24 protein-coding genes and 1 riboswitch are annotated in these 21,443 nt (G+C 32.1%); of the genes, 13 read left to right on the plus strand and 11 right to left on the minus strand.

The window, feature by feature from the left end:
• Nucleotides 1-12 precede the first annotated feature (12 nt).
• The 4 genes from N5D46_RS05245 to N5D46_RS05260 all read left to right on the plus strand — a co-directional run bounded on the left by N5D46_RS05245 (nucleotide 13) and on the right by N5D46_RS05260 (nucleotide 2,380).
• The gene (locus N5D46_RS05245; RefSeq protein WP_038336414.1) at nucleotides 13-474 is read left to right on the plus strand and encodes a DinB family protein; all 462 of its coding nucleotides are present in this window, start codon (nucleotides 13-15) and stop codon (nucleotides 472-474) included.
• A 32-nt stretch (nucleotides 475-506) separates the two neighbouring features.
• On the plus strand, nucleotides 507-1,004 hold the full coding sequence (locus N5D46_RS05250) for a GNAT family N-acetyltransferase (protein WP_260509600.1): 498 nt from the start codon (nucleotides 507-509) through the stop codon (nucleotides 1,002-1,004).
• An 87-nt stretch (nucleotides 1,005-1,091) separates the two neighbouring features.
• Nucleotides 1,092-1,520, plus strand: coding sequence for a transposase (locus tag N5D46_RS05255; protein WP_221408224.1), 429 nt, complete (start codon nucleotides 1,092-1,094; stop codon nucleotides 1,518-1,520).
• Between the two features lie 23 nt (nucleotides 1,521-1,543).
• Entirely contained in the window at nucleotides 1,544-2,380 is an 837-nt protein-coding gene (locus N5D46_RS05260; RefSeq protein ID WP_221408225.1) for an IS3 family transposase, read from the plus strand.
• A gap of 58 nt (nucleotides 2,381-2,438) precedes the next feature.
• Here N5D46_RS05260 and N5D46_RS05265 read toward each other — a convergent pair whose 3' ends face one another.
• The gene (locus N5D46_RS05265) at nucleotides 2,439-3,272 is read right to left on the minus strand and encodes an alpha/beta hydrolase-fold protein (protein ID WP_114998709.1); all 834 of its coding nucleotides are present in this window, start codon (nucleotides 3,270-3,272) and stop codon (nucleotides 2,439-2,441) included.
• 109 nt (nucleotides 3,273-3,381) lie between these two features.
• Nucleotides 3,382-3,954 carry a nitroreductase gene (locus N5D46_RS05270; protein WP_280049347.1) on the minus strand — a complete coding sequence of 191 codons (573 nt, stop codon included), beginning with the start codon at nucleotides 3,952-3,954 and terminating at the stop codon, nucleotides 3,382-3,384.
• A gap of 72 nt (nucleotides 3,955-4,026) precedes the next feature.
• Here N5D46_RS05270 and N5D46_RS05275 point away from each other — a divergent pair, with 72 nt between their 5' ends.
• The 5 genes from N5D46_RS05275 (at nucleotide 4,027) to N5D46_RS05295 (ending at nucleotide 10,305) form a co-directional block, all read left to right on the plus strand.
• Complete coding sequence (locus N5D46_RS05275) at nucleotides 4,027-4,788, plus strand: hypothetical protein (RefSeq protein WP_280049349.1); 762 nt, start codon at nucleotides 4,027-4,029, stop codon at nucleotides 4,786-4,788.
• Between the two features lie 15 nt (nucleotides 4,789-4,803).
• Nucleotides 4,804-5,763 carry an aminodeoxychorismate synthase component I gene (locus N5D46_RS05280; RefSeq protein ID WP_280049351.1) on the plus strand — a complete coding sequence of 320 codons (960 nt, stop codon included), beginning with the start codon at nucleotides 4,804-4,806 and terminating at the stop codon, nucleotides 5,761-5,763.
• Nucleotides 5,747-6,346 (plus strand): aminotransferase class IV, encoded by a 600-nt coding sequence (locus tag N5D46_RS05285; RefSeq protein ID WP_280049353.1) that lies wholly within the window; start codon nucleotides 5,747-5,749, stop codon nucleotides 6,344-6,346. Before N5D46_RS05280 ends, N5D46_RS05285 begins: the two co-directional genes overlap by 17 nt.
• A 58-nt stretch (nucleotides 6,347-6,404) precedes the next feature.
• A riboswitch (SAM riboswitch) is annotated at nucleotides 6,405-6,508 on the plus strand.
• A 53-nt stretch (nucleotides 6,509-6,561) separates the two neighbouring features.
• The gene (locus N5D46_RS05290) at nucleotides 6,562-8,949 is read left to right on the plus strand and encodes a TonB-dependent receptor (protein WP_280049355.1); all 2,388 of its coding nucleotides are present in this window, start codon (nucleotides 6,562-6,564) and stop codon (nucleotides 8,947-8,949) included.
• A 69-nt stretch (nucleotides 8,950-9,018) separates the two neighbouring features.
• On the plus strand, nucleotides 9,019-10,305 hold the full coding sequence (locus N5D46_RS05295; RefSeq protein WP_280049357.1) for an amino acid permease: 1,287 nt from the start codon (nucleotides 9,019-9,021) through the stop codon (nucleotides 10,303-10,305).
• 54 nt (nucleotides 10,306-10,359) lie between these two features.
• On the opposite strand, the gene N5D46_RS05300 is transcribed toward N5D46_RS05295, so the two are convergent.
• From N5D46_RS05300 to N5D46_RS05310, 3 genes are all read right to left on the minus strand, one after another.
• The gene (locus tag N5D46_RS05300) at nucleotides 10,360-12,366 is read right to left on the minus strand and encodes a flavohemoglobin expression-modulating QEGLA motif protein (RefSeq protein ID WP_280049359.1); all 2,007 of its coding nucleotides are present in this window, start codon (nucleotides 12,364-12,366) and stop codon (nucleotides 10,360-10,362) included.
• Nucleotides 12,363-13,343 (minus strand): glutathione synthase, encoded by a 981-nt coding sequence (gene gshB, locus N5D46_RS05305; protein WP_280049361.1) that lies wholly within the window; start codon nucleotides 13,341-13,343, stop codon nucleotides 12,363-12,365. The genes N5D46_RS05300 and gshB overlap by 4 nt, the downstream gene beginning before the upstream one ends.
• Before the next feature lie 184 nt (nucleotides 13,344-13,527).
• On the minus strand, nucleotides 13,528-14,043 hold the full coding sequence (locus N5D46_RS05310) for a TlpA disulfide reductase family protein (protein WP_221855624.1): 516 nt from the start codon (nucleotides 14,041-14,043) through the stop codon (nucleotides 13,528-13,530).
• A gap of 112 nt (nucleotides 14,044-14,155) precedes the next feature.
• Between N5D46_RS05310 and pth the strand changes: the two genes are divergently transcribed.
• From pth to N5D46_RS05325, 3 genes are read left to right on the plus strand one after another with little or no spacing between them, the layout of a single operon-like run.
• Nucleotides 14,156-14,722: an aminoacyl-tRNA hydrolase gene (gene pth / locus N5D46_RS05315; protein WP_038336392.1), complete on the plus strand. Its 567-nt coding sequence runs from the start codon at nucleotides 14,156-14,158 to the stop codon at nucleotides 14,720-14,722.
• Nucleotides 14,712-15,125 (plus strand): rhodanese-like domain-containing protein, encoded by a 414-nt coding sequence (locus N5D46_RS05320; RefSeq protein WP_280049364.1) that lies wholly within the window; start codon nucleotides 14,712-14,714, stop codon nucleotides 15,123-15,125. The genes pth and N5D46_RS05320 overlap by 11 nt, the downstream gene beginning before the upstream one ends.
• Nucleotides 15,125-15,355: a DUF3820 family protein gene (locus N5D46_RS05325; RefSeq protein ID WP_280035391.1), complete on the plus strand. Its 231-nt coding sequence runs from the start codon at nucleotides 15,125-15,127 to the stop codon at nucleotides 15,353-15,355. Before N5D46_RS05320 ends, N5D46_RS05325 begins: the two co-directional genes overlap by 1 nt.
• Here N5D46_RS05325 and N5D46_RS05330 read toward each other — a convergent pair.
• From N5D46_RS05330 to N5D46_RS05355, 6 genes are all read right to left on the minus strand, one after another.
• A complete protein-coding gene (locus N5D46_RS05330) occupies nucleotides 15,352-15,792 on the minus strand; it encodes a GNAT family N-acetyltransferase (protein WP_280035390.1) in 441 nt (146 codons plus the stop codon). The genes N5D46_RS05325 and N5D46_RS05330 overlap by 4 nt on opposite strands.
• Nucleotides 15,789-16,145, minus strand: a complete 357-nt coding sequence (locus tag N5D46_RS05335; RefSeq protein WP_280035389.1) for a hypothetical protein — start codon at nucleotides 16,143-16,145, stop codon at nucleotides 15,789-15,791. The genes N5D46_RS05330 and N5D46_RS05335 overlap by 4 nt, the downstream gene beginning before the upstream one ends.
• Before the next feature lie 31 nt (nucleotides 16,146-16,176).
• Nucleotides 16,177-16,743, minus strand: a complete 567-nt coding sequence (gene nadD / locus N5D46_RS05340; RefSeq protein ID WP_280049366.1) for a nicotinate (nicotinamide) nucleotide adenylyltransferase — start codon at nucleotides 16,741-16,743, stop codon at nucleotides 16,177-16,179.
• Nucleotides 16,744-16,818: 75 nt separating this feature from the next.
• A complete protein-coding gene (locus tag N5D46_RS05345) occupies nucleotides 16,819-17,403 on the minus strand; it encodes a Maf family nucleotide pyrophosphatase (protein ID WP_280049368.1) in 585 nt (194 codons plus the stop codon).
• An 11-nt stretch (nucleotides 17,404-17,414) separates the two neighbouring features.
• Nucleotides 17,415-17,939, minus strand: coding sequence for an HAD hydrolase family protein (locus tag N5D46_RS05350; protein ID WP_114998734.1), 525 nt, complete (start codon nucleotides 17,937-17,939; stop codon nucleotides 17,415-17,417).
• Nucleotides 17,936-18,700, minus strand: a complete 765-nt coding sequence (locus N5D46_RS05355) for a Rossmann-like and DUF2520 domain-containing protein (RefSeq protein ID WP_038336382.1) — start codon at nucleotides 18,698-18,700, stop codon at nucleotides 17,936-17,938. The genes N5D46_RS05350 and N5D46_RS05355 overlap by 4 nt, the downstream gene beginning before the upstream one ends.
• A gap of 300 nt (nucleotides 18,701-19,000) precedes the next feature.
• On the opposite strand from N5D46_RS05355, the gene N5D46_RS05360 reads away from it, so the two are divergent.
• Nucleotides 19,001-21,409: a TonB-dependent receptor gene (locus N5D46_RS05360; RefSeq protein WP_280049370.1), complete on the plus strand. Its 2,409-nt coding sequence runs from the start codon at nucleotides 19,001-19,003 to the stop codon at nucleotides 21,407-21,409.
• Nucleotides 21,410-21,443 lie beyond the last annotated feature (34 nt).

The following is a 21,443-nucleotide window of genomic DNA, read 5'->3' on the forward strand; positions in this document are numbered from 1 at the left end:
TTAAATCTGACTATGGAAGAGCATATTATTTATCTGACGAATATAAGAAAACAGATTATTGATGAGCTTGAACAACACTCTCTGAAACAACTACTTTATATACCTGTTGGCTATAAAAACAATTTGTTTTGGAATGCGGCTCACGTTTTGGCAACACAGCAATTGATCCATTATTATTTAACCGATAATAGGATGTTGGTCGATATTCAGTTTATTCAGAAGTATAAAAAAGGAACAATCGGAAATACGGAAGTAACGGAAGAAGATGTGACAGAATTGAAGGAAATGTTGGAAAGTACACCAATGCAGATGTTCAAGGATTATCGTTCGGAAAAACTATCGTATTATCGATCATATAAAACAAGTTTTGGTATGACGTTAGAATCGATTGAAGATGCAATTTTGTACAACAATATTCACGAAGCAATGCATTTGGGCTATATGATGGCGATGAAAAAGAATATTCCTTTTTAAAATCAAAAAGAGAATAAAATTTAAAAATTTAGATGTTAACATACAGAGATGCTAAACGAAGCGATTTAGAAAAAATAACAGAAATTTATAATTCTACAATAGCTTCGCGATTAGTAACTGCCGATACAGAACCAGTTTCAGTTGAAAGTAAAGCAAAATGGTTCGAAGAACATTCACCTGAAAAAAGACCACTTTGGGTTGTAGAAAATGAATTGAAAGACATTGTAGGTTGGGTAAGTTTTCAATCTTTTTATGGAAGACCAGCTTATGATGCAACTGTAGAAATCAGCATTTATTTAGATGCTATGCAACGTGGAAAAGGTTTAGGAAAACAAGTGTTGGAATATAGCATTACGAAAGCAGCAGAATTTGGAATCAAAACGATTTTAGGTTTTATTTTTTCGCATAATGAACCGAGCTTGAAATTATTCAAACATTTTGGTTTCGAAGAATGGGGAAATTATCCCAATATTGCAATTTTAGACGGAATAGAAAGAAGTTTAACTATTTTAGGAAAACGAATCGCATAAAAAAACCCTCACTTCATTTGAAGTGAGGGTTTTTTTTGTTTATTATGTCCCGTCCTGAAATAGCGATACAAAAAAGAAATCGTTATTATGGAAGAAAGAAGCAATTATGTCAAACGTACTCAGCGAGATTACAGTATGTCTTTTAAGTTGAATGTTGTAAAAGAAATTGAGTCTGGGAAATTATCTACTGTGGGCGCTTGCCGTAAGTATGGCATCCAAGCCCGAAGTACAGTTATGAGTTGGCTCAGAAAATTTGGTAGCTTTGATTGGGAGAACCAAACACCCTCGAATATGCCAAAGTCACCAGAACAAAAGATCATGGAGCTTGAAGCCCAAGTAAAGCTTTTGCAAAAGCAGAAGGCTTTACTTGAGAAACAAGCTTATGTGGCTGATAAAAAAGCCATTATTTTCGATATGATGATTAACCTTGCCGAAGAGGAATATCAAATTGATATACGAAAAAACTCACCACCCGAACTATCGAATCTTTCCGAAGGGAACAAAAAGAAACCATAAGTTTCTCCTGTGAATTGTTCGGGGTGGACCGACAGGTTTATTATCGTCATTTAAAGCGAAGAGCAAAGCAGCAACAAAATGCACAGCAGGTTGTGGATTGGGTAGCAGAGCTGCGAATGATTCATCCAAAAATGGGTGGAAAGAAACTGTATTTTCTTTTGAAAGAGAAACTTGAAAATTTAAGAATTGGCAGAGACAAATTCTTTGATTTCTTAAGGGCTAACCATTTGTTAATCATTCCTAAAAGAAGTTATCACAAAACTACCAATTCGTATCATCGTTTTAAAAAACATAAAAATTTGATTAAAGATTATCAATACAAAAAGCCTAATAATGTTTGGGTATCAGACATAACTTACTTGGGGAACAGAGAAAACCCAGCCTATTTAAGCTTGATAACCGATGCTTATTCTAAGAAAATCGTAGGCTTTGATGTGTCGGATTCTTTGGCTACAGCATCTTGTTTAAATGCTCTAAAAATGGCATTGAAAAAAGAAAACCCGAAGAGTCTTATTCATCACTCAGACAGAGGCTTACAATATTGTTCCGATGATTATCAAAAGCTATTGAAAAAGCATAAAATCCGTTGTAGTATGACACAAGAATCAGATCCTTATGAGAATGCCATAGCCGAAAGAATCAAGGGAATTTTAAAACAGGAATATGATATTGATAAATTTAATGTAGATTTGAATACAAGAAAGATTTTGGTCAAACAAACCGTAGAGATTTATAATGAGTTAAGACCGCATTTGTCAAACTATTATTTAACGCCGATGCAAATGCACCAACAACAAGAATTAATACCAAAATCGTACAAAAAGAAAAACAGTACAAATACGAATATATGTACTGTTTAAAATAAAATTTTATTGGTCTAATCCTGTATCATTTTTTCAGGACGTTACAAGATAAATTTTATTTACCAATACTCCAAATCAATGCTTTTTCTTTAGTTGCTCTGTAAATTGTAGCATGTTCTTCTTTAGGTTCTGGAGAATAATTCCATTGTAGATTTGGAAGTTTTTCTTGCGTTAAAATATTCTTCAAATCATCTGTATAAGGTAAAATATCACTTGCTCCAGATCCTGCAAACCATAACTTTTTTGGAGTTGAAGGAAATTTAGCTAAATCATTTTTTGAATTCAATAACATTTTGTGATTGTTCCACCAAAGTGAAGGATCAATTGCAATATAATAATCAAACATTTCTGGTTGTTTCAGAAAAGTTTCCATGATAAATAATCCAGCCAACGATTCGCCAATAATTCCTTTATTATTTTTAGTGCGATACTTTTTCGTGATTTCAGGAAATAACTCATCCTTGACAAAGTTTCTAAATTGATTAGAACCTCCCACAACATCGGCTATTTTTTTATCTTCTTCATTTTCAGTTGGTGGACTCAAATCTTTGCGACGTTGTATATTTTCTATTCCAACCAAAATAACTGGTTTTATTTTTTTCGAAGTAATCAAACTATCTAATGTGTTTGCAATATGTGGAAAATCTTCTTTTGTTCCGCCATCAGGCATATACAAAACGGATAACGAATCCTGAGAAGTCGAATATTCTATTGGAACCCAAACATTAATAACTCGTTTTTCATTTAGAATTTTAGAATCAATTGTAAATGTTTCGTGTTTCGGGATTGGATCGTTGTAAACAGGCAGATTAGAGTTTTTGCAAGATGTAAAAAAACTAATAGAGATTACAACTAATAAGTAGTTAAAAATCGATTTCATGTATTTCATATTAAAGTATTTATTCAAATATACAAAAATCATAAAGAGTTGATTTTCTATTTAATAAAAAAGACCACTAAAAAATAGTAGTCTTTCTCAAATTATTTTCAGAAGATTTTTAATATTCTAAAAATCTCACTTTATCTTCGATTGGTTGACGAATAGCTTCTGGGATTTCTCCATCAAATTTTCCCATATAGAAAACACCAACGCATTTTTCACCTTCTTCCATAGTTGTAAACTCATCAACATTTGCAATTACATTTGCTGGAGAAGACCAATATGCACCAATATTTAAGGCACTTGCCATTAACCACATATTTTGAACAGCCATAGAGGTTGCAGCTAATTCTTCCCATTCAGGATTTTTTTCTGTGTTGATAAAATTGATTAAAACAATTTTATTCGACTTATCACATTTCTCAATTAATGCATTTATTTTTCTGTCGCTCAATTGATCTGTTGGCGTTCCTTGCACATAAACACGCTTCACGTATTCGCGGAAACGGTCTTTTGCAGGTCCTTCTAAAACAACAAAACGCCAAGGTTCTGTTTTTTTATGAGACGGCGCCCAATTTGCTGCCTCAAAAATTTGATTCAATTCTTCGCGTGTAATTTCTTCTTGATTGTATTGCGGAGGAAATATAGAGCGTCTATTTTTTATGATTGATAATAAATCGTTTGCATTCATGTTGTAACAATTATTAATTTTATTCTACTAATCAAGCAAATTTACATTAATTTCAATTAAACCAACGTTAAGATGAAAACATTAGACTACAACAAAATTGAGTATTACAAAAACAATAAATTTCAATTTGATATTGGGAAATATTTCAATCAATCATTAGAACTTTTTCAAAATAATTGGCAGCCATTTGTTATTTATGCTCTTGTTGCAGCTATTATTTATATGTTTACTTCCTTCACTATAATCGGATTGCTTTTTGTGATGTATCCACTTATAATGGGATTTATGATTGGTGCAGAACGTGCCGAAAACAAAATGTCGTTAGAGCTAGGTGACTTTTTTGGAGGTTTCAAAAATATAGGAAGCTATTTCCTTTTAACACTTATCGTAATGGGAGTCGCAATAGTTGTAATGTTACCATACATTATTTTTTCTTTTTTACCACTTATGTTTAATGATCCCGAAAATGTAAACCCAGCATTAATGATTGGTTCATCGCTTTTTGGTATGTTATACATCTTAGTGGCGACAGTATTTTTATTGTTCTTACAAGCGTGTATTTATCTGGCTCCGTATCTTATTCATTATGGAAATATGAGCGCTATTGACGCAATGAAAACGTCTTATGCAATTGTGAAAAAGAATTTTTGGTGGATGGTTTTAATGGCGATTGTAGTTAGTCTGGTTGCTTCAATTGGTGCTATTGCTTGTTATGTAGGTGCTCTTGCAACGTATCCATTTGCTTATATTATGGTATATTTTATGTTAAAAGATATGATTTTGACAGATGATGAAAAAACAGAAATTGATCTACTTGGTACAAATCAAGAATAATATTAATTTTATCGAATGTTAGCAAAGCATTCGATTTTTACGAAAATGAATGAATTGGGAGCTGCAAAAGTTCCCTTTTTTTTTATGATCGATTTTTTGAAAGAAAATGGAGAAGTAATTCCGTTAAATGAATTACCTGATGAGATAAAATTTGAAATAGATTCACAAAAAAAAGAATCTTTTCAGAAAGATTTTAAATTCAATAAATTCCCGATTTCCTTTGACGAATATTTGCCAAAATTCAATTATGTTTACGATAATCTTTTGTTTGGAAATTCATATTTAACGAATTTAACGCTTCCAACAAAAATCGAAACTGATTTGTCTTTGAACGAAATTTTTCAGTTTTCTGAAGCAAAATATAAACTGAAATATAAAAACGAATTTGTTTGTTTTTCTCCCGAACGTTTTGTGAAAATTGAAGATCAAAAAATCTTTTCAAATCCAATGAAAGGAACCATTGATGCCTCGATTCTAAATGCGAAGCAACTTATTTTGAATGATGAAAAAGAAGCTGCCGAACATGCAACAATTGTCGATTTAATCAGAAATGATTTGAGTCTTGTTTCCGAAAATGTTGAGGTGATAAATTATCGCTACATGGATGAGGTGAAGACAAATGATGCAACACTTTTGCAAGTAAGTTCTGAGATAAAAGGCGATTTGAATGATGATTATAGTCAAAATTTAGGAACGATTTTCGATCAACTTTTACCTGCTGGTTCTATTTGCGGTGCGCCCAAAAAGAAAACCGTTGAAATTATTTTAGAAGCCGAGAAGTATCATCGAAATTTTTATACAGGAGTTTTTGGTGTTTTTGATGGCGAAAATCTTGATAGTGCTGTGATGATTCGTTTCATCGAAAATAATCAAGGTGAATTATTTTTCAAGAGTGGAGGAGGAATAACAGCAAAAAGTAAGGCAAAAGCAGAGTACGAAGAATTAATTCAGAAAGTATATGTTCCAATTTATTGAATCGATTTGTTGTGTAAACAAACAACTTCGAAATTTAGAATTTCATCAAGCGAGATTTGCTCGAACAAGAAATGATAATTTTACTGAAATCAATCCGATTTTATTGGACGAAATTATTAAGTTTCCGACAGACTTAACGGACGAAAAATATAAAGTTAGAATTGTTTATGATCGTGAAATTCAATCGATAGAATTTCAATCGTATCAAATCAAACCCATTGAAAGTATTCAACTTTTTGAGATCGAAAATAAAATTGATTATTCCTACAAATATATGGATCGTTGGTTTTTTGATGAATATTTAAAAGATTCAAAAACAGATGATTTGGTCTTGGTAAAATCAAATTATATTACAGATTGTATTTATTCGAATATTGTTTTTTTTGACGGTTCTCAATGGATCACGCCACGAACTTTTCTGTTGAAAGGAACAATGCGAGAAGCTTTGTTACAATCAGGCGAGATCATTCAGAAAAATATAAAAGTTTCAGATTTAGTTAATTTTAAATCATTCAAACGAATCAATGCGATGATGAATTTAGACGAAAGCCAAGAATTGGATATTTCGTTGTTAATTCAATAACTCTATAAAATTGATAGAGTATTGTTTGCGTTTTCATTTTTTAACATTACCTTTGCATAACTTATCAAGAAAGGTGGAGGGATTGGCCCTGTGAAACCTTAGCAACCAGATGACTTATAATCTAAGGTGCTAAATCCAACCTATTAGAGGGAAAGATGAGTAAAAGTATTTCACTTTTATCTGTTGGTTTCTTGAAAGTTTTATGAAAATTAAAAATGAAAAGAAACAAATTTTTACTTGCTTCATTCGCATTTATTTGCGCATCTACACTTTTTGCTCAAGAAGTTGAAAAGGAGGAAACAAATCTTAACGAAGTTATTTTAATCGGTGGTCGTACATCAGAAAGAACGGTGGTTAATTCGTCAGTTCCTGTCGATATTATCGATGTTGAGAAATTGAAAACGTCTTCTCCTCAATTGAGTGTGAATGATATTTTGAATGTGGTTATTCCTTCTTTTAATTCTGTTCGTCAATCATCTGCCGATGGAACTGAGCATATCGATCCTGTGACATTGCGTGGAATGGGACCAGATCAGGTTTTAGTTTTGATTAATGGAAAACGACGTCACACAACTTCGTTGGTGAATTACCAAAATACAGTTGGAAATGGTTCTGTAGGAACAGATTTAGGCGCAATTCCGATTTCAGCAATTGATAAAATTGAAGTTTTACGTGATGGTGCGGCTGCGCAATATGGTTCTGATGCAATTGCGGGAGTTGTAAATATTGTTTTGAAATCTAAACCAGTTGGTGACGCGTCTTTGACGTATGGTCAGACTTCTCGAAATGATGGAGAAACGTACAATTTTAACGGAAGTTATGGAACGAAACTAGGACAATCGGGTTCGATTGTTTTTTCGGCTGTTGTAAGTGAACGTAAAAAAACAAATCGCTCGAAAGATCATAATTTAGATATTTTTGGAGATAATTTCGCGTACGATTTTGCAGATGATCCAGATGTAGCAAGAGCTGTGGATGACGCTAAAATTGCTGCTTTAGGGCTTTCGAGAAAAGATTTTAGATTTCAAATTGGAGATGCGGCAATCAAGAATCAACAATTTTTTGTAAATGCTGAAACGGCGATTAATGATCGATTAGATTTTTATTCATTTGGAGGAGTTTCGTTGCGCCAAGGTAATGGATTTGGTTTTAGAAGATTGCCAAGTGAATTGTCTGAAGATGCGTTAAAAATTTATCCAAATGGTTTTCAAGCAACGTTAAAATCTAATGTAAATGATTATTCAAATTCTACAGGATTACGTTATTCATATGATGGATGGAAAGTTGACTTGAGCAATACTTTTGGATTAAATTCATTCAAGTATGATTTAGAAAATTCAATTAATCAATCATTAGGCTTAAATTCTCCAACCGATTTTTACGCTGGGAAACATCAATTTTTACAAAATACAGTCAATTTAGATTTTTCGAAACGAATCAATCAAAATGTTAGTTTAGCGTTTGGAGGAGAATATCGTTTTGAACAATATAAAATTGAAGCTGGAGATGAAGCGTCTTATTCAGGTTCTGGATCTGAATCTTTTGTAGGGTTTTCTCCATTGAATGTTGTAAAAGGTGATCGTCACTCAGTTGCGGCTTATGTAGATGGAGAATTGAAATTTGGAGATTTTACGGCTGATTTAGCTGGACGATTTGAAAATTACTCAGATTTTGGAAGTACAATCAACGGAAAATTAGCGATGCGATATGAATACGCAAAAGGATATTCGGTTCGTGGAGCGATTTCGACAGGATTTAGAGCACCTTCTTTACAACAAAAATATTTCAGTAATTCGTATACCGATTTATTCTTGAATGATAATGGTGATCAAGTTTTGGTAACAAAAGGAATTATTCGAAATGAGTCTGAATTGTCGAAAGAAATTGGTTTGGATAAATTAAAAGAAGAAAAATCAATCAATGCAAGTTTAGGTTTAACATTTCGTCCGACTTCAAAATTATTCATCACATTGGATGGATATTTTATAAAAGTTGATGACCGAATTGTCTTAACTTCTGATATCACAGATCCTGCTTTAGAAAAATATAATGTAGCGACAGCGCGTATTTTTACGAATGCAATTGATACAGAAACCAAAGGTTTGGATTTAGTAATTTCTTATGATACTCGTTTAGGTCGAGGAAAATTGAATGCAAGTTTATCAGGAAATATAAACGAAACAAAAATTGTCGGATATCATTTTCCAACAGCTTTGACAATTCCAACAGAAGAATTTTTTGGTCCTGATCAAGTCAATATTATCGAATCATTAAGCCCAAAAACAAAAGCAACTTTAGGATTGAATTATGCAATTTCTGGATTCAATTTTATGGTGCGTAACACGTATTTCGGAAAAGTGACAAAAGATGGATATCCTTGGGGAAGTATCCAAGAACACACGGGAAAAGTGGTGACGGATGCTTCGATTGGTTATGATATTACAAAGAATTTCAACTTTACAATTGGTGCAAATAATTTGTTTGATGTTTTCCCAGACAAGCAAGTTTACGAAAATTCTTATTATGGAGTTTTTCCGTATGCACCGGTGCAAATGGGGATGACAGGAGCGTATTATTTTGCGCGTGCAAGTTTTAAATTTTAATCAATAATAAAATATTCTAAGTGTCAATTTTAATGTAAATTCAAACATTCAATTGGCACTTTTTTGTGTATGGCACATTCAAAAATTGGTTGGAAAACCGCAGCAGCATTAGTGATTTCGAATATGATCGGAACAGGTGTTTTTACCAGTTTGGGTTATCAAATTTCTGATCTTAAAAATACAACTTCTATCTTATTATTGTGGTCAATAGGAGGATTGTTAGCGTTGATTGGCGCATTTATTTATTCGGAATTAGCTTCAAAATTTAAACAATCAGGAGGAGATTATATTTATTTATCTCGGACATTTCATCCCGTTTTTGGTTATTTATCAAGTTGGATTTCTTTATTCGTTGGTTTCTCAGCGCCAATTTCTTTAGCGGCTTTGGCAATGGGAAAATACTTGAATGTTTTCGGGTTTGATTTAGGAAAAGAATTTGCAATAGCCATGATTTTGATTGTTGCCGTTTTTCAATCATTCAGTCTAAATTTGAGTAGTAACTTTCAGAATATTTTTACTATTCTAAAAGTTGTATTTATTGTTGTTTTAATTGCTTTAGGTTTTTATTTTGCTCCAGCAGTTGAGCCAAATGCGGTAGTTTTTGATTCGACTTGGAAAAATGAATTGTTACTTCCTGCATTTGCGACGTCTTTGGTTTATGTTACTTTTGCTTATACAGGTTGGAATTCGGCTTCATACATCGTAGAAGAAATTGAGCAACCAAAACAAAACTTACCAAAAGCACTATTTATAGGCGTTATTTTTGTCACGATTTCTTATGTTTTGCTAAATTATGTTTTCTTGAAACATGCATCAGCAGCAACTTTGGCTGGACAAGAAAATGTTGCAAATATTTCGTTCGGTAATCTGCTTGGAAATAATGTAAAATGGGTGAGTTGCTTTATTGCTTTACAATTGATTGCGACGATTAGCGGTTATTTGTGGATTGGTTCTCGTTTGACGCAAGCCACAGCGCGCGAAAATAAATTGTGGAATTTTATGGCGAAAGAGAACAAAAATAGAATTCCAGTTCGTGCAATTTGGGTGCATACAGCAATTAGTATTTTGCTAATTTTTTCAGGAGATTTTGAAGTGATTTTTACCTATACATCGTTTGTTTTACAAATATTAGCAACATTAGCAGTTTGTACAGCTTTCTTTATCAAACAAGATCAATTAACTATTATCAAAAGTAAATTCTTTTATGTCTTACCTGCTATATTTTTAGCATTTAGTTTATATATCTGTTATTTCGTTTTGATGCAAAAACCAAAAGAAAGTTTATTTGGTTTAGGTATTATTGCATTAGGAATTGTATTATTCTATTTTGATAAAAGAATTGAGAAAAAAGATTAAATATTAGTTCATAATAACACAAAACCCACTCAAATTTGAGTGGGTTTTTATTTTTTAATCTTTTATTCCGTTAAAAATATATTGTAAAATAGGGTTGATTTCTGGATTTTCAAGATGTTTTTTGAAAATTTTGGTATGATATTTTGGTTTATTAATCATTTTACGCTCAACTAATTCGTCAATTGTATCAATGTATTCAACTGAAGTTTTTCCAATCAATAAATTATCCAAAGAACGCCCTTGATCAACATAATTCAAAATTGTTTTCAAACCTTTCAAGTAAAGTGCATCTTTTGTAAAACCACCACCACGATAAACGCGAGTTGTCAGATAAAATGCATCTTCTGGTTGCATTTTGTATTCTTCCATCAAGGTCATAAATGTTTCATTGAACGATTTTCCATTTGTCAACATATGTACCGCCATAACGCGTAAACCAAGTTCTCTTAATCGGCTATGATTAATAGAATCAGAGTAATATTCGCTTAAAATCGCTAAACCTTCTTGCGTCAACGTATTCACAGGTAAACCAATACTAAAGATTTTTAATGGTTGATCCAATGCATTCATCGTTGTTACCATGTGAACTCCAATTTCGTGCTCGATTAAACCATTTGTAAAACGTTTGTCAAATTTAACGCCACGTTTAATCACAACTTTTCTCTTACTATTGATCACAAGCGCTTTTGATGCGATATCATCCGAAACTTCGATGTCAAATTTGAAGCCATAATCATTTGTAGCATTTCTAAAAAGATCAACCACTTCTTCCTCTGTATAATTGCCTTGTTTATCCATTCTAAACTCAGGACAATAAAGGATAAAGTTCGCATTTTCGATATCTTTTTTAGATGGTTCGCCAAAATAACGCAACGAATTGTACAAAAATTTATCCGTACCAAGATTCGCCAACAAATCTACCTTGTCAAAATAAGCGTTAATCGTGTTAACATACATATTTTGAATACTAATATCATTGATTTTCTCGACTTTAATATTCGATAATTTTCGTTTAAATTCGAATGGATCAATGTTAAGCGGATTGTACTTAAATTGTGGTTCGTATGTATATTTTGAAGCTAAGAATTTCTTCTTTTCAAATTCTAAATTAATCGGATTGATGACACTCAACAACTCAAAATTTTGAACCAATTGATACAATTGTTTATCAATTTTGACCAAATCAGATTCTAATTCATTGTGCAAAATATTCACTTGCTTAGAACCTACTTTGTACGTCGTTTCCGTTTTTACAAACTCGTAAGCGTGGTTAAGAATCGCCGATTTAAAACCTTCTTTTATTTGGTTAATAATCTCTGGAAAAGATTCTCCTGTCAATTCATCGCAATAAATTTTTGAAACTTCTGTCGCTAAAACCAATGTATTTTTGAATCGATTTGTAACAAATTCTAACAAATATCCGCGTCCATAAAATACATCGTTAATCGCTGAATAATTGTGAATATTTTCTAACTCAATATTCGCTAATTCATCGCGCCAACTTTCTACATAATTTCCGTAACGTTCGTTATCAACTCGCTCCGCACCAATGTTGAACACAGGAACCGGACGATCCCAACGTTTCCAATTGTACGAATGAATATCATAAACTAAACATGACTTGAATTTAGTTTCAAGCTTGTTGATTAAAGCTTCTAAAACCTCATAAAAAGCATGATGTTTTGCAATACTTTTTTGTTTTTGTGAAACCGATAAAGGCTCTTTCCAAACCTGTTTTCCCCAAGCTTCTTCGTACACAGCAGTTTCTGGACCACGATTTAGATCGTATTCAAATCGAGAATCACAACCTTGAATTAAGATTGGAAAAGTTTCTACAAACTCAGCAGTATGCGGATCTTCCTCGTACCAACGTTCATAATTGCTTAATAAACATTTTTCGCGAATATCGTCACGCATTTGTCCACCATCATGAATGGCAGCACAAACGTAAGGAATGTATTCGTCAATTTTTATTTTGAATGATTCGTCTTCTGCATAAGCTTCAAATACAATTTCGTTCTCAATATTATCTAAAATTTGCTGTATACTTATGGATTTCATGCTTTAAATTCTTTATATTTCTCCAATAACATCGATATGATTTGTTTCTGAATTTCGTTGTTATTGTTTACATTATTGTGAGGAACAATTCCTCCAGGACTTACGACATTTAGCTCAACCATTTTTCCGTTAATCAAATCAATTCCGCAAAAATAAATTCCATCTTCATTTAATTGTTTTCCTATTTTACGGCATAAATCTAACTCATGTTCACTCATATCATGTCTAATCGCAGAACCACCAGCCGAAATATTAGAACGGTGGTCACCTTCTGCAGGAACACGCATAATTGCACCAATCGGTTCACCATTAATCACAATGGCGCGAACATCACCTTTTTCTGCACCTTCTATATAATTTTGACAAATAATAGGCTGAGAATTCCCGGTATGATTGATATAAAAATCGCAAATCGAGCTTAAGTTACCAATATTTTTTCGTTCGAAAAGTATAACACCTTTACCACCCATTCCGTCTAATGGTTTGATGATAAATTTCTCGAAATTATTTTCCTCTACAAACGATTTTATCAAATCAATATCTTTTGTAATAAGTGTTTGAGGAACAATTGTTTCTAGACCATCATCAAAAGATGCGGCGTATATTTTATTATTTGCTTTACGTAATCCCGAAATTTTATTCACGAAGAAAACTTTATCTTCGATTAATTCTAACATATTCAACAAAAGCGGATCAATTGGTGGATCGGCTCTCATAAAAATTATATCAAATTCGGTCAAATCTTTTATACTACTTTCAAATTTCATGGTGTGATAAAATTCAACACAATCATTTGTTTCTGTAGTTATCATCTTTTTGCAGTTTCCTACAACTTTGCCCTTGGCAATAGAGATATCTTTTTTTGTTAAATAGGATACTTCAAATCCACGATCTACGCATTCTTTAATAATTCGCATAGTGGTGTCTTTTCCTGGTTCAACCTTGTCCCAAGGATACATTACGAAGCATATTTTCATATAAATAAAAAGGGTATTAAAATCAATGCAATAATAACTAAAAGTTTGATACAAAAAATGATCTATAAAAAATTATAGAATATTTATTTTTATTCTATGAAAGATATTGATTTCTAATGATTAATAAAAGAAAATGGTGATTGATTTTTCAATTTCAATCACCATTTGGTTGGTAAACTATAAACTATTTATTTCTTAAACGATCAATTGTTTCTTGAACTTTAGGATCATCAGCTTTTACGCTGTAGTAATCTGCAATTTTTCCATTTTGATCAAGAACCAAATATCTCGGTATCCAATTTAAATCAATCCCTGTGCCAAAATTGCCTTTCCAGTTGTTTCCTAAGTAAAAGTGTTGACCTTCAATCTGATATTTTTTAATACCATTTTTCCAAGCTTCCTCATTCTTGTCCATTGAAAGGTAAACAAAGGTTACGTCAGGATTTTTTTCGTGCAAAGATTTCAAAGCAGGCATGTTTTTGATACAATCTCCACACCAAGTTGCCCATAAATCCAACAAGACAATTTTTCCTTTATAGTTTGAAAAAACTTTTTCTATGGTTGCCGAATTTCCTTCTAAATCAACTACGCTATCTTGCAAAGCTGTTGCGGGAAATTCAGTTTTCATCACTGACGGAATTTTTTGCGAAAATGCATTAATTCCAACAAATAATATTAAAACGCTAATTATTTTTCTCATGATAATTTTTTATCGATTTCATGTATTTACAAAATCTATACCAATTCAGTAGACTTTAAAGCAAAGGTAAATATTTATTTCTAATCATTGCAAAAAGATGTAATTTTGTTTCATGCAAAAATATCTGATTATTGGGCTTGGTAATATTGGTGCTCAATACGAAAATACTCGTCATAATATTGGTTTCAAGGTTGTTGAAGAAGTTGCTAAAAAAGTTGATGCTAAATTTTCACCATCAAATTTTGGTGAAGTAGCACAGTTTAAATATAAAGCGCGTCCAGTTACGTTGTTAAAACCAAATACATACATGAATTTGAGTGGAGATGCGGTTCGTTTTTGGATGAAAAAAGAAAATATTTCGTTAGAAAATATTTTTGTCATTACAGATGATTTGAACTTGCCTTTCGGAACAATTCGTATGCGTGGAAAAGGTAGCGATGGTGGACACAATGGTTTGAAGGATATTCAAAATAAAGTTGGCGGACAAAATTATGCGCGATTACGCTTTGGTGTAGGAAACGAATTTTCGGAAGGTAAACAAGTGGATTATGTGTTAGGCGATTGGTCGGCAGAAGAAAATGAAAAAATGAATGAACGATTGAATTTGGCTGCTGATGCAGTTTTGTCGTTTATTTTTCAAGGATTAGGTAATACAATGAATCAATATAATGGTAAATAAAATTTTAGGAGTTGCAATGATTGCAGGAACACTTTTTTTAGGTTCTTGTGCAAGCAATTCGTCAAGCTCAGAAGGAAAAGAAGCGAAAATAGAAGAAATAACTTCGACATTAGACAATGTAAATGAAATTAATTTCAAGAGTAATAAGAATGTTTTGTTAGACGTTCGTACACCTGAAGAGTTTGCTGAAGGTCATGTTCCTGGAGCGGTAAATATAGATGTGAAAAATCCAAATTTCGAAGAAGAAATTCAGAAATTAGATACAAAAAAGAATTATTTCATTTATTGCAAATCTGGTGTTAGAGCAAAATTAGCAACAGAAAAAATGCAAGAAAAAGGTTTCAAAAATGCGAAGAATTTCAAAGATGGAATGTCGACGTACAAAGGAACTGTAGTAAAATAATGGAAGGATTTCGTCCCGAAATATTAAAAGAAATTGTCACAACAAAAATGTCTTTCGGTAAATACGAAGGGCGATTGTTGTGCGATTTACCTGTTTCTTATTTGGAATGGTTTGTTGGTAAAGGTGGTTTTCCGAAAGGAAAATTAGGCGTTTTATTATCCACCGTTTACGAAATAAAACTAAATGGTTTAGAAGATATTATCTACGAATTAAAACGTCAATTTGGTTAAACTTCCCATTCATAAAAATTTGCATCATCGCGCAATTGAAATCCAGCACTTGGATATAATGAATTTCCAATATCATTCGTAACACTGGTTTCTAACAGCATCGCGCAAGCATCAGTTTTACGGCATAAACTTTTTGCTTCTTCAATCAATTCTCTTGCAAAACCTTGTCCGCGAAATTCTGGCGAAACAAATAAATCATTCAAAATCCAAAAACGTTTCATTCGAGTAGATGAAAATGAAGGAAACAATTGTACAAAACCAACGGCTTTTTCGTCTTTATTATAGGCTAAAAAGATAACCGATTCATCATTTACAATTCTGGCTCTTAGAAATTCTTCTGCTGCTTTTACATCAGATTTCTTATCATAAAATTGACGATATGCATCAAATAAAGGAACCAATTCGTCTAAATTATTTATAGTAGCTTGTTTTGTCATGATTCTGTGATTAAATATTCTTTTTTATTGTATTTATCTACAAAATATAATTGATTATTTCTGCATCTCATTTCCCCAAAAACAGATTTTATATTTTCTAATACAATTTTATATTCAAGTGTAAATATATTTATTGAAATAAGATTTATATCTGGATTTTTAGTAGAATTCCATTGTTGTAAATATATCATCGAATTGTGTTTATAAAACCAATCTCCAAAGATTTTATTATTCAATTCTTTAATTTCTGGATTAGAATTAAGCGAGAAAAAAGTTGGACCAAATCGAATTTCTCCAGCAAATTGTTTTTGAATTATTAATGATTCATATTCTATAAAATTTTCCCAATCCATAATCTTCAAATTCTATCATTTTCAAATTAAATTATCCATACAAATTACTTCCATCCAAATATTCCCAAACTTTTGGAGGTAACATAGGCTTGATATTTTTTCCATTTTTGATTGCATTTCTGATAAATGTAGAAGAAATTTCCATCAAAGGCGCTTCAACCATTTCGACATTATCCAAATTTTCTTCTTGCGAATAACCAGGACGCGGATAAACATACATTTGATAATCGCGCATTAAAATCTCAGCGTTTTTCCATTTCGAAATTCCATCTAAATTATCAGAACCCATAATCAACGCAAAATTATGCTCAGGAAATTTTTCGTTTAGATGAATTAACGTATCAATTGTGTACGACGGTTTCGGTAACGTAAATTCGATATTCGATGCACGCAGATTAGGATAATCTTTAATCGCTAATTCTACCATTTCTAATCGATCATATTCATTTGCCAAAGAACTTTTTTTCTTTAACGGATTTTGAGGAGAAACCACAAACCAAACCTGATCCAAATCGGTGAATTGTTGAAAATGATTGGCAATAATTAAATGTCCGACATGAATAGGATTGAATGATCCAAAATATAAACCGACCTTCATAAAATTGATTTTTTAGAAAAACAAAAATACGATAATTGTAGAATAAAAAAATCCAGCCGAAGCTGGATTGTATGTTTAGAATTTCACTAATTCTTTATATAGCTTATGTGTAGGAAGTCCCATTACATTGAAATAACTTCCATTCATATTGTCCACACCAATATAACCAATCCATTCCTGAACGCCGTAAGCACCCGCTTTATCAAAAGGTTTGTAATTATCGATATAGAAATATATTTCTTCGTCTGTCAAATCTGCGAAAGTAACTTGTGTTTCGTCCGAAAAAGTAACTTCTTTCTCGATAGAACGAATCGTAACTGATGTATAAACAGAATGTGTTTTTCCACTCAATTTTTTAATCATTTCGTACGCTTCTTCTCTGTTCGAAGCTTTTTCTAACGATTCATCATCTACCCAAACAGTTGTATCCGAAGTAATAATCAAATCATTTGGTTGAATATCCGTATAAGCTTTTGCTTTTTTAACGGAAAGATATTCGGTGATTTGTTCTTTCTTGAATTCGTTGCGATCAAATGTTTCGTCAATATCCAATGAAATTGTCGAAAATTTCAATCCTAATCCAGCTAAAAGTTCTTTTCTTCTTGGCGACTGTGATGCCAAAATGATATTGGTATCTTTTAATTTTTCTGTTAATAACATTTCAAAAACTTTTATACAGAAGCAATTTCTTCTGCATTATACCACTTGTTTTGAACTTTCAAGATTTGCTCTAATAAATCGCGAACACAACCTTTTCCACCGTTTTCTGGTGAAATATATTCCGAAGCTTTGCGCACATCCATACACGCATCATTTGGACAAGCAGATAATCCTACTAAATTCATCACAGCTAAATCTGGATAATCATCGCCCATATAAGCAATTTCATCAGGATCTAATCCATAAGAAAAAAGTAAATCTTCGAAAGCTTCTACTTTATCACGTTTGTTTACATAAATATCAGTTAAGCCTAAATATTTTAAACGATTTACAACAGCTTCATCTCTTCCGCCTGTAATCACCGCAATTCGTATTCCTTGTTTGATGGCTAATTGCATTGCATAACCATCGCGCGTATTCATTGTTCTCACCATTTCGCCAGTTGGTAATAAAATTAAATTTCCATCTGTCAAAACTCCATCTACATCTAAAATAACGGTTTTAATGTTATTTAGTTTTTCTTTATAACTTATCATTTTTCGTAAACTCGTTTGATTGAATCTGTCAATATTTGGTAAATCTGTAATAATCTCGAATCATCTTGTAAGGCCTCTAAATGACGATCAATAATCACTTGATCTCCACGTTTTGCTGGACCAGTTTGCGCATCTTTTGGACTCATTTCGATGACTTTATTTGCTGTTTCCTGTATAAGAGGTAACAAAACATCGAACGGAACATTGTTTTGCTCACAAATATTTCCAGCGATATAATATAAATGATTGACAAAATTATTTGCCCAAACACCTGTCATATGCACTTGCATTCTACTTGCAAAATTTAGTTCATGAACTTCGTTTGAAATACGATTCCCTAATTCATTCAATTTCTTCAAATCTTCAGAATTTTCCGCCTCGATGAAAAATGGAATATTATCATAACGCATTGTTCTTTCTTTCGAAAAAGTTTGCAATGGATAAAAAACGCCTTTTCGGTAATCGCCTTTCAGAACAGACATAGGAGACGATCCAGAAGTATGAACAACCAAAACATCATCATACGGAATATAATGAGAGAATTCTTCGATTCCAGAATCGGCACTTGCAATAATATAAATGTCTGCTTTTTCTATTTCAGAAATTTTATCAGTATACGAAATTCTATTTGCTTCTCCGATTTCTCTAGCATGTTCTAATGTTCTATTGAAAATTTGTCGAACATTGCAAGTGTTTTCGATTAATGCACGAGTTAAGTGAAACGCAACATTTCCTGCACCTAATATGACAATTGAACTCAATGTTTTAGCAATTTTTTGATTAATATTAATTGAATGATAAATGTAAGTTTTTCAGCCGAGGAAAAAAATTTTAAAAAAAAATTAAAAATTCTTGTAACATTTTTGAAGTTGTTGCGTCTTATTAATAAAATCATCCAACAATTGGGTTTACCTATTATGTAAAACATAGTACTTTAAAATTTAAAAAAAAGTTTAAAAATTTTGTAACAAAACATTTTTTAAAACGTCTAATTAGGAAAAAGTACGGACAACTCTTATTATGTATTATGTAAAACATAGTACTGTTAAAAAATATTAACTATGAAATTAAACAAATTTACTTTAGCTATTCTTTTCTCCGTTTGCTCTATTTACGGATTCTCGCAGGAACAACATCCTGTGAAAGGAAAGATTGAAAATGCAAAAAATGAAGCGGTTGGTATGGCTGCGATTCAGATTTATAAAGCAGATTCAAAAGAATTATTCGATGAAGTGTATGCGAACGCAGACGGAACATTCGAGATTCCAGATTTAGAAGACGGAAGTTATCGTTTGGTGATTACAGAATTTGGTTATCAACAATCTGTAACAACTGCAGAAGTAAAAGGAGGTGAGTTAAATTTAGGTAACATCATTTTAGAAACTGCTAAAACTGAAACTGTAGAATTGAAAGGTGCTTTCGTTCGTGCAGAAGTTTCTCAATATCGTAACGAAATAGACAAACGTGTTGTAGAAGTAGGAAATGATTTAATTTCTTCTGGAGCGGATGCTGCTGCGGTTTTGAATAACATTCCGTCTGTAAATGTTGATCAACAAACAGGAGAATTATCGTTACGTGGAAATGAAAATGTGAAAATTTATATTGATGGAAAGCCTTCATCTTTATCAGCATCGCAAGTATTGAAGCAAATTCCTTCGAATCAAATTCAGCGTGTAGAAATTATTACTAATCCTTCTGCAAAATATGAGGCGGACGGAAAATCTGGAATCATCAATATAGTGATGGTAAAAGGAAAGAAAAAAGGATACAATGTTGCATTGAGTACAGGTTATGAGCAAGGGAAGAAAAGTCGTTTCAATAATTCGTTAACAGCAAATGTAAATACAGGTTCTTTCAATTTTTTCGGAAATTATAGTTACAATAAACGTCCAAGTGAATTTCATGGCTCTTTAAATAATTTTGACACAAATTTCAAAAGTGCAATTGATATTTTAAACAATGACGAAAGCCAAGCAGGTAAAATTGGTTTCGATTGGTTCATCAACGACAAAACAGCTTTGACGATTTATACAAATCAATGGTTTGGAAAAGGAAATGGATTAATTGGATCGGATATGGTGAATACCAAAACACAAGAGTTTTATCCCAATAATTCGAATTTTGATGGAGATTGGAGAAGTCAAGATTATAGTTTGAATTTCAAACGTGATTTTGATAAAGCAGATCACAACATTGTTTTGGACGCATTTTTCTCTAGAGCTAAAAGTGTAGATTTACGAAACATGCATAATTTTTATCCAGATGAAGTAAAATATTATGAAGATCGTGATGATAGAACAAATAACATTCGTGTTAATTTAGATTATACGAATCAAATCAAAGATGGTGGAAAAATAGAGGCTGGATTACAATTTAGAAGAGAAGATAACGATAATATTTTATTAACAGACCGAAGAATAATTGTAAAAGGTGAAACATACAATCCAAGTACAGATTTTAATTTTACACGAGATTTCTTTTCTGCATATGTAAATTATGGTCAAAAATTTGGGAAATTTGGAATGCAGTTAGGCTTACGTGCAGAACAGTTTAGAGACAAAGGAGATTTCGTTGTTAATGTAAATGAAGAAGGAAAAATTGAACAAGATAAATTAGATTTCTTTCCATCAGCTTTCTTAACATATGATGTTACCGAAAAAGGACAAGTGTCATTAAATTATAGCCGTAGAATTGATCGCCCAGGAATTGGGCAATTATCTCCAGTGCCAGAATGGTCGACACCAATGATGTCAAGTATCGGAAATCCAGCATTAAGACCAGAATATACAGATAATTTCGAAGTTGGATATTTACAACGAATTGGTAAAAATTCTATTTCTGCGAATGTGTTTTACAGACATATTAAAGACAATATTTTTAGAAATGTTTTACGAAACGAAGAAGTTTATGGAGCATATATTCAGAATTATCTAAACTATGATAAAGTAGATGCATATGGTTTTGAATTAGCATTTAATCTTGTGCCAACAAAATGGTGGTCATCTAATATCAGTGGAGATTATACACATAACACAATGGTTGTTCAACAAGAGAAAGAAGAAAATGGGGTTAAAGTTCCATACTTTGTCGAGATTGATGCAAATCGTTTAACAGCTCGTATGAATAATACATTCAAAGTTTCGAAAGCTATCAGTTTACAACATTTCTTTATGTATCAAGGGAAATACAAATTTATCCAAGGAGAAATGCGCGATATGTGGCGTATGGATTTAGGAGCGCGTTACACATTTATGGGAGGAAAAGCAAGTTTGAGTGCACGTGTAAGTGATATTTTCAGAACATTTTATGGACGTTTAGAAATGTATAATCCAGATAGAGCAACAGGAAAATTCCGTTGGGAAGCACATACAATGAACATCGGATTTACGTATAATTTCGGTGGAAAAGTACGAAATCGTGCAGAAGCTCAACAAAACAAATCTGAGCAATCAGGAGGAGTTGGTTTCTAATTAATAAAATGTATTCTTCATTTATTTAAATATT

Source organism: Empedobacter sp. GD03865, assembly GCF_029840775.1.
GTDB classification, from domain to species: domain Bacteria; phylum Bacteroidota; class Bacteroidia; order Flavobacteriales; family Weeksellaceae; genus Empedobacter; species Empedobacter falsenii_B.

Coding starts and splice junctions, on each gene's coding strand:
- nadD (WP_280049366.1), bottom strand. CDS start 16,743: ATGAAGGTCGGTTTATATTTTGGATCATTCAATCCTATTCATGTCGGA.
- N5D46_RS05335 (WP_280035389.1), bottom strand. CDS start 16,145: ATGGATTGGGAAAATTTTATAGAATATGAATCATTAATAATTCAAAAA.
- N5D46_RS05280 (WP_280049351.1), top strand. CDS start 4,804: ATGTTAGCAAAGCATTCGATTTTTACGAAAATGAATGAATTGGGAGCT.
- gshB (WP_280049361.1), bottom strand. CDS start 13,343: ATGAAAATATGCTTCGTAATGTATCCTTGGGACAAGGTTGAACCAGGA.
- N5D46_RS05245 (WP_038336414.1), top strand. CDS start 13: ATGGAAGAGCATATTATTTATCTGACGAATATAAGAAAACAGATTATT.
- N5D46_RS05275 (WP_280049349.1), top strand. CDS start 4,027: ATGAAAACATTAGACTACAACAAAATTGAGTATTACAAAAACAATAAA.
- N5D46_RS05250 (WP_260509600.1), top strand. CDS start 507: ATGTTAACATACAGAGATGCTAAACGAAGCGATTTAGAAAAAATAACA.
- N5D46_RS05270 (WP_280049347.1), bottom strand. CDS start 3,954: ATGAATGCAAACGATTTATTATCAATCATAAAAAATAGACGCTCTATA.
- N5D46_RS05285 (WP_280049353.1), top strand. CDS start 5,747: ATGTTCCAATTTATTGAATCGATTTGTTGTGTAAACAAACAACTTCGA.
- N5D46_RS05265 (WP_114998709.1), bottom strand. CDS start 3,272: ATGAAATACATGAAATCGATTTTTAACTACTTATTAGTTGTAATCTCT.
- N5D46_RS05350 (WP_114998734.1), bottom strand. CDS start 17,939: ATGATAAGTTATAAAGAAAAACTAAATAACATTAAAACCGTTATTTTA.
- N5D46_RS05295 (WP_280049357.1), top strand. CDS start 9,019: ATGGCACATTCAAAAATTGGTTGGAAAACCGCAGCAGCATTAGTGATT.
- N5D46_RS05330 (WP_280035390.1), bottom strand. CDS start 15,792: ATGACAAAACAAGCTACTATAAATAATTTAGACGAATTGGTTCCTTTA.
- N5D46_RS05300 (WP_280049359.1), bottom strand. CDS start 12,366: ATGAAATCCATAAGTATACAGCAAATTTTAGATAATATTGAGAACGAA.
- N5D46_RS05320 (WP_280049364.1), top strand. CDS start 14,712: ATGGTAAATAAAATTTTAGGAGTTGCAATGATTGCAGGAACACTTTTT.
- N5D46_RS05325 (WP_280035391.1), top strand. CDS start 15,125: ATGGAAGGATTTCGTCCCGAAATATTAAAAGAAATTGTCACAACAAAA.
- N5D46_RS05255 (WP_221408224.1), top strand. CDS start 1,092: ATGGAAGAAAGAAGCAATTATGTCAAACGTACTCAGCGAGATTACAGT.
- pth (WP_038336392.1), top strand. CDS start 14,156: ATGCAAAAATATCTGATTATTGGGCTTGGTAATATTGGTGCTCAATAC.
- N5D46_RS05290 (WP_280049355.1), top strand. CDS start 6,562: ATGAAAAGAAACAAATTTTTACTTGCTTCATTCGCATTTATTTGCGCA.
- N5D46_RS05360 (WP_280049370.1), top strand. CDS start 19,001: ATGAAATTAAACAAATTTACTTTAGCTATTCTTTTCTCCGTTTGCTCT.
- N5D46_RS05345 (WP_280049368.1), bottom strand. CDS start 17,403: ATGTTATTAACAGAAAAATTAAAAGATACCAATATCATTTTGGCATCA.
- N5D46_RS05310 (WP_221855624.1), bottom strand. CDS start 14,043: ATGAGAAAAATAATTAGCGTTTTAATATTATTTGTTGGAATTAATGCA.